Source organism: Xanthobacter versatilis, from assembly GCF_043193975.1.
Classification (GTDB): domain Bacteria; phylum Pseudomonadota; class Alphaproteobacteria; order Rhizobiales; family Xanthobacteraceae; genus Xanthobacter; species Xanthobacter autotrophicus_E.
Map to the genome: position 1 here is coordinate 453,143 of NZ_JBAFVB010000003.1, position 13,271 is coordinate 466,413.

The window sequence follows — 13,271 nt, forward strand, 5'->3', positions numbered from 1 at the left end:
GGGCTTTTTGTTGAGCGGCTGGGGCCGGGGCGCGGGTGCGGAGCGTCAGCCGCCGATGCGGTCGAAATCGGCGATGCCGCGGGTGGCGGCGCGGATTTCATCCAGCAGCTTCAGGCGGTTCTCGCGCAGGGCAGGGTCTTGATCATTCACCGTGACCGCGTCGAAGAAGGCATCCACGGGGGCGCGCAGGTCCGCGAGCGCGGTCATGGCGGTCTCGAAGTCCTCGGCGGCCACGGCGGTGGCGACGCGGCGCTTCACCTGCTCGATGGCATCGGCGAGGCGCTCCTCGGCCGGCTCCTTCAGCAGGGCGGCATTGGTGGGGCCGGCGAAGGCGCGGCCGTCCTTCTTCTCCTCGATGCGCAGGATGTTCACCGCGCGACGATAGCCAGCCAAAAGCGTCCTGCCGTCCTCGGTGTCGAGGAAGCGGGCCAGCGCCGTCATGCGCTCCACCAGCAGGAACAGGTCGTCCTGGCCTTCGAGGGCGAAGACCGCATCCACGAGATCATGGCGCGCGCCATGCTCGCGCAGGTGGACTTTCAGGCGGTCGGCGAAGAAGGAGAGGAGGTCGGAGATTTCAGCGAAGCGGGCCGCACAGTACTCATCCCATGCACCGGCAGGGAGAGTATTTGGATCAAAGTGATCGGATGGCGATGAGCCATCCTCGTTTAGCTGAAAAAACTTATCTGCAAGCTTCGTTACGACAGGAGCAGCAGATCTCTCAAGAATCTCGTTGAGCCGCAGCCGCAGCCCATTCTCCAGCACAATCCGGATCACCCCCAGCGCTGCGCGGCGCAGCGCGTAGGGGTCCTTGCTCCCGGTCGGCTTCTCATCAATAGCCCAGAAGCCCACGAGCGTGTCGATCTTGTCGGCCAGCGCCACGGCGATGGAGACCGGCGCGGTGGGCACACGGTCGCCGGGGCCTTGCGGCTTGTAATGCTCCTCGCAGGCGGCGGCGACTTCCGGAGCCAGCCCCTCGCCCTGCGCGTAATAGCGGCCCATGAGGCCCTGAAGCTCGGGGAACTCACCCACCACCTCGGTGAGCAGGTCCGCCTTGCAGAACAGCGCCGCGTCCTCGGCCAGCGCCGGCTCGGCGCCCACCTTCGGCGCGATCTCCACCGCGAGGCGGCGGATGCGCTCGATGCGCTCGGCCTGCGAGCCCAGCTTCTCGTGGAAGGTGATGGACTGGAACCGGGGCATCCGGCTTTCCAGCCCGTTCACCCGGTCCGTATCCCAGAAGAATTTCGCGTCCGACAGGCGGGCGCGGATGACGCGCTCGTTGCCGGCGACGATGGCCGCGCCGCCGTCGCTCGCCACCAGATTCGAGATCAGCAGGAAGCGGTTGGCGAGGCGCCCGGTGGCCGGGTTTTTCAGCACGAAGCACTTCTGGTTGGCGCGGATGGTGGCGCGGATCACCTCGTCCGGGATGTCGAGGAAGCGCTCCTCGAACGATCCCATGAGTACCACGGGCCATTCCACCAGCCCCGCCACTTCGTCCAGGAGGCCCTCGTCCTCCACCAGCTCAAGCCCGTTGGCGAGCGCCAGGTCCTTGGCATCGTTGAGGATGATGTCCTTGCGGCGGTCGCGGTCGACCACCACTTTTGTGGCCTCCAGCTTGGCCATCCAGTCATCCAGCCGCTTCACCGTGATCGGCGCGGGGGCAAGGAAACGGTGGCCGTAGGTGATGTTGGAGGAGACGATGCCGTCCACCTCGAAGCGCACCACCTCCGGCTCGTCCCCTTCCGCCCCGAAGGTGGCAACGATGGAATGCAGCGGCCGCACCCAGCGCAGGCTTCCCGAGCCCCAGCGCATGGATTTCGGCCAGGGGAAGCTGCGGATGATGGCGGGGATGATCTCGGCGATCACCTCCGGGGTGGGACGGCCGGGCTTTTCCACCACGGCGACATAGAAGTCGCCCTTCTTGGGGTCGCTCTGCACGGTGGCCTGATCGAGGGACGAAAGCCCCGCCGATTTCAGGAAGCCGGCGATGGCCCCTTCCGGCGCGCCCACGCGCGGGCCCTTCTTCTCCTCGCGCTGGTCCGCCTGCCGGCCGGGCAGGCCGTGCACAGCCAGCGCCAGCCGGCGCGGGGTCACGAAGGCCTTCGCGCCCTCATAGAGCAGGCCCCGCTCCACCAGCGCGTCGGTGACGAGCTTCTTCAGCCCGTCGGCCGCCTGGGCCTGCATGCGGGCGGGGATTTCCTCGGAGAAGAGTTCAATGAGAAGGTCGGGCATGGGATCAGTCTTGATCAATCTGGGTCGCGCAAGGCGATGAAGGGGGCCGGAAGCGGGGGAGGGGCGCTCAGGCCGCCCCGCCGGCCGCCGTCTTGAGCCAGGCGGCGCCGCAGGCCTTGGCCAGCTCGCGCACCCGCAGGATGTAGCTCTGCCGCTCGGTCACCGAGATCACGCCGCGCGCGTCGAGCAGGTTGAAGACGTGGGAGGCCTTGATGCACTGGTCGTAGGCCGGCAGCGCCATTTCGTGGCGTTCGCCCTTGTCGCCGAAGGCGAGGTACTTGTGGCAGGCCTTCTCAGCCATGCGGAACTGCTCCAGCAGCATCTCGGTGTCCGCGGCCTCGAAATTGTGCCGGGAATATTCCTGTTCGGCCTGGTGGAACACGTCGCCGTAGCTGATCTTCTCAGCCCCCTCGCGGCCGTTGAAATTGAGGTCGTAGACGTTCTCGACCCCCTGCACATACATGGCGAGGCGCTCCAGCCCGTAGGTCAGCTCGCCGGAGACGGGGGCGCACTCGATGCCGGCCACCTGCTGGAAGTAGGTGAACTGCGACACCTCCATGCCGTCGCACCAGCATTCCCAGCCGAGGCCCCAGGCGCCCAGCGTCGGGCTCTCCCAGTCGTCCTCCACGAAGCGCACGTCGTGCAGACCGAGATCCACGCCGATGGCCTGGAGCGACTTGAGGTACAGCTCCTGGAGGTTGTCGGGCGACGGCTTCAGGATCACCTGGAACTGGTAATAATGCTGCAGCCGGTTGGGGTTCTCGCCATAGCGGCCGTCCTTGGGGCGGCGGGAGGGCTGCACATAGGCCGCCTTCCAGGGCTTCGGGCCCAGCGCCCGCAAGGTGGTGGCGGGATGGAAGGTGCCGGCGCCCACTTCCATGTCGTAGGGCTGGAGGACCACGCAGCCCTGGTCCGCCCAGAAGCGCTGAAGGGTCAGCAGCAGGGCCTGGAAGGAACGGTCGGGCCGCATGTGGGCGGGAAGGGCGGGATCAATCATCATGTGCTCGCTGGGCCATTTCCGGCGGCTGTGCGGCCCGGTCGTCCCGTTCGTGGGCCGGCCGGGCGGCAGCGCCGCAGGCGCGCGGGACACTAGAGAGGCGTTGCCGCGATGGCAACTCGCCGGCGGGGATAAGCCGGGCGCCTACCCTTCCGCATCCGCCTGCCGGGCGGGATGGGCAGCCATGAAGGCAGGATGGGTCGCCGCAAGAGCCTCCACCCGCAGGATGCGAGGGAACGCCGCCAGCGGAACATTGAAGCGGCGGGCGGAATAGAGCTGCGGGATCAGATAGAGGTCGGCAAGGCCGGGCGCGTGGCCGAAGCAATAGCCCTCCTCGCCGATCATTTGTTCCACGGCGGCAAAGCCGTCCGTGATCCAGCGGGCGATCCAGGCGGAGACGGCGGCCTCGTCCTGCTTCAGCTCGCGGCGCAGCATGGTGAGGGGCGACACATTGTTGAGGGGGTGGATGTCGCAGCCGATGAGCGCTGACACCGCGCGCACCTTCGCCCGCGCCACCGCCGAGGCCGGCAGCAGGGGCGGGGCCGGATAGGCCTCCTCCAGATATTCGAGGATGGCCGGGGATTGCGTGAGCACGGTGCCGTCGTCCAGCACCAGGGTCGGCAGGCGCTGCTGCGGGTTGAGGGCGGCATAGGCCGGGGCATGCTGCTCCCCACCATTGCGCACCAGATGCACCGGTACCTGCTCCGCCGCGATGCCCTTCAGGGCGAGCGCGATGCGCACCCGGTAGGCCGAGGTGGAGCGCCAATAGGTATAGAGCCGCACGGCGCTCACCCGAGCGCCGGCAGGATGGTGCCACGGCAGGCGCCGAAGCCGATGGAGACGAAGCCCTCGCGCGCGGCGCGGCCGGTGATGATCACGGTGTCGCCATCCTCCAGAAAGCGCCGCTCTTCGCCCGAGGCGAGGGTGAGCGGCGCTTTGCCGCCCTGCGACAGTTCCAAAAGGCTACCGAAGCTGTCCGGCGTGGGGCCGGAGATGGTGCCGGTGCCCATGAGGTCGCCGGGCGACAGGTTGCAGCCGCCGCAGGTGTGGTGCGCGACGAACTGGGCGGCGGTCCAGTAGAGGTCGCTTGATGAGCCGCGCGACAGGCGATGGGGCGGCAGGCCCTTCGCCTTCAGCCCCGGCGTCTCGATGAGTACCTCCAGGGTGATGTCGAGCGCGCCCAGCGCCTGGTCGGCAGCATCGAGCAGATAGGGCAGGGGCGCGGGATCGCCCTGCGGCCGCGCGGGCTGGGGGATGCGGAAGGGGGCCAGCGCTTCCGGCGTCACCACCCAGGGCGACACGGTGGTGAGGAAGTTCTTGGCGAGGAACGGGCCGAGTGGCTGGTATTCCCAGCCCTGGATGTCGCGGGCCGACCAATCGTTGAGCAGGCAGAAGCCGGCGATGTGCTCGCCCGCGGCGTGGATGGAGACCGGCTCGCCGAGGGCGTTGCCCGGCCCGACGAAGATGCCCAGCTCCAGCTCGTAGTCGAGGTTGCGGGAGGGGCCGAAGGTCGGCTCCGCCTCGTCGGCCCGCTTGCGCTGGCCGTTGGGCCGGCGCACGTCGAAGCCCGAGGGCCGGATGGAGGAGGCCCGCCCATGATAGCCGATGGGCACGTATTTATAGTTGGGCAGCAATGGGTTATCCGGCCGGAACAGCTTGCCCACATTGGTGGCGTGGGAGATGCCGGCGTAGAAATCCGTATAGTCGCCGATGGCGGCGGGCAGGTGCAGCGTGCAGTCCGCGGCGCGGTGCAGCAGCCGGCCGGCGTGGGGCTCCACGTTGGAGCGCTCCGCGCCATGGGCATCCAGCAGTTGGACGAGGCGCGCGCGCAACGCGGCGCGCGGCGCCGCCCCGAGGGCGAAGAAGGCGTTGAGGGTCGACCCTGCTGCCGCCTGCGCCGCCGCCTTGGCGATACCCTCGAACAGGCCCAGCTCCAGCGCCACGGCGAGATCGAGGATGTCGTCGCCGATGGCGACGCCCCCGCGCGGTTGCCCGCCGGGCGGGCTGAAGATGCCGAAGGGCAGGTTCTGGATGGGGAAATCGGAATGGCCGTTGGCCGAGGCCACCCAGCTGGTGCGGGCGGGATCGTGGGTCGCGTCGATCATGGGAGCGGTCCGGGCAGGGGCAAGGAAGGGCCGGCGCCGGGATGCGGCGCCGGCGCGGAGGCAAAGTCAGACGGGGAAGACCCTCACCTCACCACGCATCCTTGCGGGTTGGGTCGAAGCGCTTCTTCAGGCCGGCCCAGCAGTCCACATAATCGGCCTGGAGCTGCGGCACGCCGGCGGCATAGGCGGTGACGCGCTGGGCCACGCGGGTCTCGAACATGAAGGCCAGCGTATTCTCCAGCTTCACCGGCTTCAGCTCGCCGGTGGAGGCGTGCTCGAAGGCCTGCTCGTCCGGCCCGTGGGGCAGCATGAGGTTGTGCAGGGAGAAGCCGCCGGGCTCGAAGCCCTCGGGCTTGGCGTCGTAGACGCCGAAGATGAGCCCCATGAATTCGGACATGATGTTACGGTGGTACCACGGCGGGCGGAACGTATTCTCCGCCACCATCCAGCGCTCGGGGAAGATGACGAAATCGATGTTGGCCGTGCCCGGCGTGCCCGACGGCGAGGTGAGCACGGTGAAGATGGACGGGTCCGGATGGTCGAACATCAGCGCGCCGACGGGCGAGAAGGTGCGCAGGTCATATTTGTACGGCGCGTAATTGCCGTGCCAGGCCACCACGTCGAGGGGCGACTGGCCGATGTCGGTGACGAACAATTCGCCGCCCCACTTCACGAACAGCTGCGAGGGCAGCTCCCGGTCCTCGTAGGCGGCGACGGGGGTGAGGAAATCGCGCGGGTTGGCAAGGCAATTGGCGCCGATGGGGCCACGGTCCGGCAGGGTGAAGGTGGCGCCGTAATTCTCGCAGACATAGGCGCGGGCCGGCCCGTCGATCAGCTCCACCTTGAAGATCACGCCGCGCGGGATCACGCAGATCTCGCCGGGCGCGATGTTGATGACGCCGAATTCGGTGCGAAAGCGCAGCGCCCCCTGCTGCGCCACCACCAGCAATTCGCCGTCCGCGTTGAAGAAATAGTCGTTCTCCATGGACGCCGTGACGAAGGCCATGTGGGCCGCCATGCCGCTCTGGCCGTCGGCGTCCCCCGCCGTGGTCAGGGTGGCAAGGCCGGAGACGAAGGTGCGCTTGTCCTGCGGTAGCGGCAGCGCGCTCCAGCGGTACTGGCCGAGCGTCAACTCGCTCTCGTCGCGGGCCATGGGCGCGGTGCGGATCAAGCCCTTGTCCACGCGGCGGTAGCGACCGGAATGCTTCACCGTGGGCCGGATGCGGTAGAGCCAGGAGCGCTCGTTCACCGCCTGCGGCGCGGTGAAGGGCGAGCCGGAGAGCTGCTCGGCATAGAGCCCGTAATTGATCTTCTGCGGCGAGTTGCGGCCGATGGGCAAGGTGCCTTCCAGCGCCTCGGTCTCGAACGAATTGCCGAAGCCGGACATGTAGCCGGGCACGAGCGCGCTGTGGCGCAGCGGCGCGCCCTGAAGGTGGGGGTGGGGCAGACTGTTCATGGCAAGCTCCCGAATTTGGTTGCGACCATGACAGTTGAAAATGTAACTAACAAGCCATGAGCACCCTCGACCTCGAACGTTTCCTCCCTTACCGGCTCAACCGCGTGGCCGCCGCGGTGTCGGAGCAGTTGCGGGAGGTCTATGGCCGCAAGTTCGGCCTCACCATCCCCGAATGGCGGGTGCTGGCGACACTGGCCCAATTGCCCCGCAGCACGGCGCGGGAGGTGGGCCGCCATGCCCGGCTGCACAAGACCAAGGTGAGCCGGGCGGTGCAGGGGCTGGAGGAGCGGCGCTGGCTGTCGCGGGCGGAAAATCCGGCGGACCGGCGCGAGGAATTCCTGAGCCTCACCCCGTTGGGCACCACCACCTACCGCGCCATCGTGCCGGACATGAGCGCCTTCGAGGACCGCCTGCGCGCGGCGCTGGGGCCGGTCGATATGGGGGCGGTGCTCCATGCGCTGGACCGGCTGGAACAGGTGCTGGGGCTGGATGGCACGCGGCAGCAGGACTGATGCCAAAGCCCGTGAGCTTGGCTCAAGGGCCTTTGGTCAGCCCGCGCGGCGCTTGAGCGTGACTCTCTCGGCACCGGTCAAAGACCGGGGCCGATGGCATGTGCGGGAAGAGGGCGGAGCAGACCCGCTTCCCGTGCCGGCCCCCCGGTGTCACAGCTCCTGCGCGGTCGGGCGGAACAGGATCTCGTTGATGTCCACCTCCTCGGGCTGGCTGATGGCGAAGGCCACCACCCGGGCGAAGCTGTCGGCCGGGATGGCATAGGCGGCGTAGAAGTCGGCGATGGCCTTGGCCGTGTCCGGCTCGGTCACGCTCTGCGGCAGCTCGCTCTCCACCGCGCCGGGCGAGATGATGGTGGTGCGGATGTTGAAGGGCTTCACCTCCTGGCGCAGCCCTTCGGAGAGCATGCGCACGGCGGCCTTGGTGGCGGCATAGACGGAGCTGCCCGGACGCACCTTGTGCCCCGCCACCGACGAGACATTGATGATGTGGCCGCCCTTCTGCGCCTTCATGTGGGGCAGGGCGGCGGCGATGCCGTAGAGCACGCCCTTGATGTTCACGTCGATCATCCGGTCCCACTCGTCCACCCGGCCGCGTTCGAGCAGCGATTGCGGCATCAGGCCGGCATTGTTGAGCAGCACGTCGATGCGCCCGTGCGTCGCCACCGCCGCGTCCACCAGGTGCTTGACCTGCGCCGGGTCGGTGACGTCGGTCTCGACGGCGGCAGCCGCACCGAGATCGAGTTCCGTGGCCAGTGCTTGGAGGCGGTCGAGCCGGCGCGCGCCGAGCACGAGTTTCGCCCCCGCGGCGGCAAGATGCCGGGCGGTCGCCGCGCCGAGGCCGCTGCTGGCGCCGGTGATGACGACGACCTTGCCTGCGATATTGTCGGACATGCTGGTGTTCTCCGGTTTTTGTTGGGACCCGCGCGCAATGGGTCGGGCCGCTCAGCGGCCGATGGTGGCCATGAGCTGCTCGGGATAGCGTTCGCCTTCCACATGGATCCCGGCCGCCGCCTGTTCGATCTCGGCGAGGTCGGTGGCGGACAGCGTGATGTCGGCCGCGCCCAGGTTCTCCTCCAGCCGGTTGAGCTTGGTGGTGCCGGGGATGGGCACGATCCAGGGTTTTTGCGCCAGAAGCCAGGCCAGTGCGACCTGGGCGGGCGTGGCCTGTTTGCGGGCGGCGATGCGCTTCAGCAGGTCCACCAGCGCCTGGTTCTTTTCCATGGCCTGCGGCGTGAAGCGCGGCAGGATGCTGCGGAAGTCCCCGTCGGCGAGCTTGGTGTCCCGGCCCATGGCCCCGGTAAGGAAGCCCTTGCCGAGGGGGCTGTAGGCGACAAGGCCGATGCCCAGCTCCTCGCACGCCTCAAGGATGCCATTCGTCTCCGGCCCGCGCGTCCACAGGGAATATTCGTTCTGCAGCGCCGTGACAGGCTGCACCGCATGGGCGCGGCGCACCGTCTGCGCACCGGGTTCGGAGAGACCGAAATGCTTCACCTTGCCTTCCGCGATCAGGTCCTTCACGGCGCCGGCCACGTCCTCGATGGGGACGTTGGGGTCCACGCGGTGCTGGTAGAACAGGTCGATGACCTCCACCCCCAGCCGCTTGAGGGAGGCATCGCAGACCGCGCGGATGTGCTCGGGGCGGCTGTCCATTCCGGTCTGCTTGCCGGTCTTGGGATCGATGGCGAATCCGAACTTGGTGGCGATCACCACCCGCTCGCGCACCGGCGCCAGCGCCGCGCCGACGATCTCTTCATTGGTGAAGGGGCCGTAGATTTCGGCGGTGTCGAAAAACGTCACGCCCCGTTCCACCGCCTGCCGAATGAGGGCGATGGCATCATTCCTGTCCAGTGCGTGGCCATAGCTGAAGTTGAGGCCCATGCAGCCGAAGCCCAAGGCTGAAACCTCAAGTCCGTTCTTGCCCAGCATGCGTGTTTTCATGGTCGTCTCCAGTGGGCTCGTCCATTTGGCTCGTCCGGGGGGCTCGGGAACGGGTGCCCGGTGCGTCCGTGAAAATAGGGCGTGGTCCATCCATGGATTAGACGGTAAAATCGGCATGAACTCATGTTCTGGATTCATGAATGCAGCGCGAGGATCTGGTCGACCTCAATGCCTTCCTCGCGGTGGCCGAGGAGCGCAGCTTCACCCGCGCCGCCGCAAGGCTGGGCACCTCCCAGTCGGCGCTGAGCCACACCATCCGCCGGCTTGAGGCGCGGGTGGGGGTGCGGCTCTTGACGCGGACCACCCGCAATGTGGCGCCCACGCAGGCGGGCGAGCGGCTGCTCGGGACGCTCCGGCCGGCGCTAGAGAGCATCGGTTCCGAGCTGACCGCGCTGGCCGAGCTGCGGTCGAGGCCGGCGGGCACCATCCGCATCACCACCGCCGAACATGCCGCCCGCACCGTGATCTGGCCGGCGCTGGAACGCCTGCTGCCGGACCATCCGGACATCCATGTGGAGCTGAGCATCGATTCCAGCTTCACCGATATCGTGGCCGGGCGTTTCGATGCCGGCGTGCGGCTGGGAGAGGCACTGGCCAAGGATATGGTGGCGGTACGCATCGGGCCGGACCTGCGCATGGCCGTGGTCGGGGCGCCGGCCTATTTCGCGGCGCACCCCATCCCCAGGACGCCGCAGGACCTCGCCGAGCACAATTGCATCAACCTGCGCCTCCTCAGCTCCGGCGCGCTCTATGCCTGGGAGCTGGAGCGGGACGGACGCGAAATCCGCGTGCGGGTCGAGGGGCAGCTCGCCTTCGATAATATCGCCATGATCGTCCGCGCCGCCACGGCGGGCTTCGGGCTTGGCTTCGTGATGGAAGACCAGGTCGCGGCCGAGATCGCCGACGGGCGGCTGGTGCGGGTGCTTGAGGACTGGTGCCCGGCGTTTGCGGGCTACCACCTTTATTTTCCCAGCCGCCGCCAGCCCTCTGCCGCGTTCGCGGTGCTGGTGGAGGCGTTGCGCTACCGTCCTGCGGACGGCGCCAGATAGCGCCGCCCGCAGGGGCGTCACTCCAGCCGCACGCGCAGCAGCCGCAAAGCGTTCAGGGTCACCAGCACGGTGGCGCCGGTGTCGGCGAGGATCGCCGGCCACAGGCCGGTGATGCCGGCGATGGTGGTGACCAGGAACACCGCCTTCAGCCCAAGGGACATGGCGATGTTCTGGTGGATGTTGCCCATGGTGCGCCGGGACAGGGCAATCATGGAGGCAACGTCCTTCACCCGGCCGTGGAGGGCTGCGGCATCCGCTGTCTCCAGCGCCACGTCGGTGCCGCCGCCCATGGCGATGCCGATGTCGGCGGCGGCCAGCGCCGGGGCGTCGTTGATGCCATCGCCCACCTTGGCCACCACCGCGCCCTCGCGCTGCAGCTCGCCGACGATGCGCAGCTTGTCCTGCGGCAGCAGCTCGGCCCGCACCTCGATGCCCAGCTGGCGGCCGATGGCCTCCGCCGTGCGCCGGTTGTCGCCGGTGAGCATCACCGTGCGGATGCCCTCCCGCTTTAGGGCGGCAAGGCCCTCGGCGGCGTCCGGGCGGGGCTCGTCGCGCATGGCGATGGCCCCGGCGATGGCGCCGTCCGCCACCAGCAGCGACACGGTCTTGCCGGCGTCATTCAGCGCCGCGATCTGGTCGGCCTGCACCACCGTCAAAGCCGCGCGCGCGGCTGCGGCCGGGGGCGAGCCGAGGAACACCTCGCGCCCCTCCACCAGCGCCGACACGCCCTTGCCGCCCAGCGCCTGCGCGGCTTCTGCCGCGGGAATGGCGATGGCGTCGGCGGCCACTTGGTCCAGAATGGCCTTGGCAAGGGGGTGGCTCGAACCGGTCTCCAGCGCCGCCGCGAGGCGCAGCACCTCGGCCTGCGGCTGGGCGAAGGCGATCACGTCCGTCACCTGCGGCTTTCCGGCGGTGAGGGTGCCGGTCTTGTCGAAGCAGACGGTGGTGATCTTGCCGGCGATCTCCAGCACGGCGCCGCCCTTCAGCAGCAGCCCGCGCCGGGCCCCGGCGGAGAGGCCGGCGGCGATGGCGGCCGGGGTGGAGATCACCAGCGCGCAGGGGCAGCCGATGAGCAGGATGGCGAGGCCCTTGTAGATCCACGCATCCCACGCCCCGCCGAACAGCAGCGGAGGAATGACCGCCACCAGCGCCGCCACCACCACCACGCCGGGCGTGTAATAGCGCGAGAAACGATCGATGAGCCGCTCGGTGGGCGCGCGCTTTTCCTGCGCCTCCTCCACCAGCTTCACCACCCGGGCGATGGTGTTGTCCTCGGCGGTGGCGGTGACGCGCACCCGCAGCGCCGCCTCCCCGTTCACCGTGCCGGCGAAGACGGTAGCCTCAGGCCCCTTGCGCACCGGCACGCTTTCGCCGGTCACCGGGCTCTCGTCGATGCCGCTCTCGCCGGCGACGATGAGGCCGTCCGCCGAAATCCGGTCGCCGGGCCGCACCAGGATCACCTCGCCCACCTTGAGACTGCCGGCGGGCACATCGAGGGTGGCGCCGTTGCGCTCCACCAGTGCGGTCTTGGGCACCAGCGCGGTGAGCGCGCGGATGCTGGCGCGGGCCCGGCCGGCGGCGACGCCCTCCAGCAGTTCGCCCACCAGGAACAGGAACACCACCGCCGCGGCTTCCTCGGTCGCGCCGATGATGACGGCGCCCGCCGCGGCGATGGTCATCAGCATCTCGATGGTGAAGGGCATGCCGTTGGCCGCCGCCGCGACGGCGCGGCGGGCGATGGGCACGAGGCCCACCAGCATGGCGGCCAGATAGAGCCAGGATTGCGCCGCCGGGACGAAGGTGCCGACGCCGAAGGCCGTCACCAGAGCGAGGCCGCTCAGGAGGGTGAGGCGCGCCTTGCCGGTGGACCACCAGCGGCCCTCGGCGGCAGGCGCCGCACCATGGTCGTGCCCGCCGACTTCTGCGTGGTCGTGGCCAGAGTGGTCATGGTCGGAGTGGTCGTGAGCCGCGTGGTCGTGGCCGGCATGATCGTGGCCAGCATGATCGTGTCCCGCGCAGCTCTCTCCATGGTCGTGGGCCTTGCGCTGCACGCCGCCGGGTGCGAGCGGGGCGAGGGCGTAGCCCATGGGCGACAGGCGCCCCGCGAGGGGGGCAAGGTCGGCATCCGCGGCGTGGCGGATCACCAGAGTGCCGGCCGCCACCGAGACCTCCGCTTCCGCGACGCCGGCGATGCGCAGCGTGGTGCCCTCGATCTTTGCCGCGCACGAGGCGCAGTCCATTCCGGTCACGCGGAACCGGCTTTGAACGAGGGGGGCGGTCATGATGCGGCCTTTCTTTGCGTCAGCCTGCATAACCTAGATGCTCTAGTCACTAGAGGAGCAAGCCCCAATGTCTGGTCCATCATCCGAAAATTTTCCCGACCTCCTGCCCATCGGCGCTGCGGCGCGTGCCAGCGGGGTAAAGGTGCCCACCATCCGCTTTTATGAAGAGATCGGCCTGATGCCGGCGCTGCCGCGCACCGAGGGCAACCGCCGGCTCTACGACGCCACCCACCTGCGGCGGCTCGCCTTCATCCGCCATGCGCGCGAGCTGGGCTTCGAGATCGAGGCCATCCGCACCCTGCTGACGCTGCAGGACCGGCCCGAGCAGTCGTGCGCGGCGGCGGACGAGATTGCCAGCGCGCGGCTCATCGACGTGCGCAGCCGCATCGCCGCTCTCAAGGCGCTGGAAGCAGAACTTCAGCGCATGGTGGACGGCTGCGCCCATGGTCACGTGGCACAATGCAGGGTGATCGAAACGCTTTCCGATCATGGACAATGTCAATTTCATCACAGCCAGTCCGAAATTCTTGAGAACAGCTGAAATTCGAGCGTTCTCCCAAGCGTTTCCAGCCCGACGACGCAGAAGTTGCTGAAGAGGTGACGCGTCGCTGTTTCCGGACGGCTCGCATCATTTATGGCCCATGCTTCACGCACGGGCGAAAATCCTCTTGTCGATCACCGGTCCGGTGTTCCGCCGCGCCGT

Annotated in this window: 11 protein-coding genes; 3 read left to right on the forward strand and 8 right to left on the reverse strand. The window is 68.5% G+C overall.

The genetic code is table 11. The features are described 5' to 3' along the window. Positions 1-45: 45 nt before the first annotated feature. From glyS to hmgA, 5 genes are all read right to left on the reverse strand, one after another. Positions 46-2,229 carry a glycine--tRNA ligase subunit beta gene (gene glyS / locus V5F66_RS09585; protein ID WP_394093731.1) on the reverse strand — a complete coding sequence of 728 codons (2,184 nt, stop codon included), beginning with the start codon at positions 2,227-2,229 and terminating at the stop codon, positions 46-48. A gap of 67 nt (positions 2,230-2,296) precedes the next feature. Further along, positions 2,297-3,223, reverse strand: a complete 927-nt coding sequence (locus V5F66_RS09590) for a glycine--tRNA ligase subunit alpha (protein ID WP_393999256.1) — start codon at positions 3,221-3,223, stop codon at positions 2,297-2,299. 147 nt (positions 3,224-3,370) lie between these two features. Further along, complete coding sequence (gene maiA, locus V5F66_RS09595; RefSeq protein ID WP_394093732.1) at positions 3,371-4,009, reverse strand: maleylacetoacetate isomerase; 639 nt, start codon at positions 4,007-4,009, stop codon at positions 3,371-3,373. Positions 4,010-4,014: 5 nt separating this feature from the next. After that, positions 4,015-5,331, reverse strand: coding sequence for a fumarylacetoacetase (gene fahA, locus V5F66_RS09600; protein ID WP_394093733.1), 1,317 nt, complete (start codon positions 5,329-5,331; stop codon positions 4,015-4,017). Positions 5,332-5,419: 88 nt separating this feature from the next. After that, a complete protein-coding gene (hmgA, locus tag V5F66_RS09605; protein WP_394093734.1) occupies positions 5,420-6,787 on the reverse strand; it encodes a homogentisate 1,2-dioxygenase in 1,368 nt (455 codons plus the stop codon). Between the two features lie 56 nt (positions 6,788-6,843). Between hmgA and V5F66_RS09610 the strand changes: the two genes are divergently transcribed. Next, positions 6,844-7,299 (forward strand): MarR family winged helix-turn-helix transcriptional regulator, encoded by a 456-nt coding sequence (locus V5F66_RS09610; protein ID WP_394093735.1) that lies wholly within the window; start codon positions 6,844-6,846, stop codon positions 7,297-7,299. A 150-nt stretch (positions 7,300-7,449) separates the two neighbouring features. Here V5F66_RS09610 and V5F66_RS09615 read toward each other — a convergent pair whose 3' ends face one another. After that, the gene (locus V5F66_RS09615; protein ID WP_394093736.1) at positions 7,450-8,190 is read right to left on the reverse strand and encodes an SDR family oxidoreductase; all 741 of its coding nucleotides are present in this window, start codon (positions 8,188-8,190) and stop codon (positions 7,450-7,452) included. Positions 8,191-8,241: 51 nt separating this feature from the next. Continuing rightward, positions 8,242-9,237 (reverse strand): aldo/keto reductase, encoded by a 996-nt coding sequence (locus V5F66_RS09620; protein ID WP_394093737.1) that lies wholly within the window; start codon positions 9,235-9,237, stop codon positions 8,242-8,244. 140 nt (positions 9,238-9,377) lie between these two features. Between V5F66_RS09620 and V5F66_RS09625 the strand changes: the two genes are divergently transcribed. Beyond that, a complete protein-coding gene (locus V5F66_RS09625) occupies positions 9,378-10,286 on the forward strand; it encodes a LysR family transcriptional regulator (protein ID WP_393998894.1) in 909 nt (302 codons plus the stop codon). Positions 10,287-10,303: 17 nt separating this feature from the next. On the opposite strand, the gene V5F66_RS09630 is transcribed toward V5F66_RS09625, so the two are convergent. Further along, positions 10,304-12,568, reverse strand: coding sequence for a heavy metal translocating P-type ATPase (locus tag V5F66_RS09630; protein WP_394093738.1), 2,265 nt, complete (start codon positions 12,566-12,568; stop codon positions 10,304-10,306). Between the two features lie 67 nt (positions 12,569-12,635). On the opposite strand from V5F66_RS09630, the gene V5F66_RS09635 reads away from it, so the two are divergent. Further along, the gene (locus tag V5F66_RS09635; RefSeq protein ID WP_394093739.1) at positions 12,636-13,109 is read left to right on the forward strand and encodes a MerR family transcriptional regulator; all 474 of its coding nucleotides are present in this window, start codon (positions 12,636-12,638) and stop codon (positions 13,107-13,109) included. Positions 13,110-13,271: the final 162 nt, after the last annotated feature.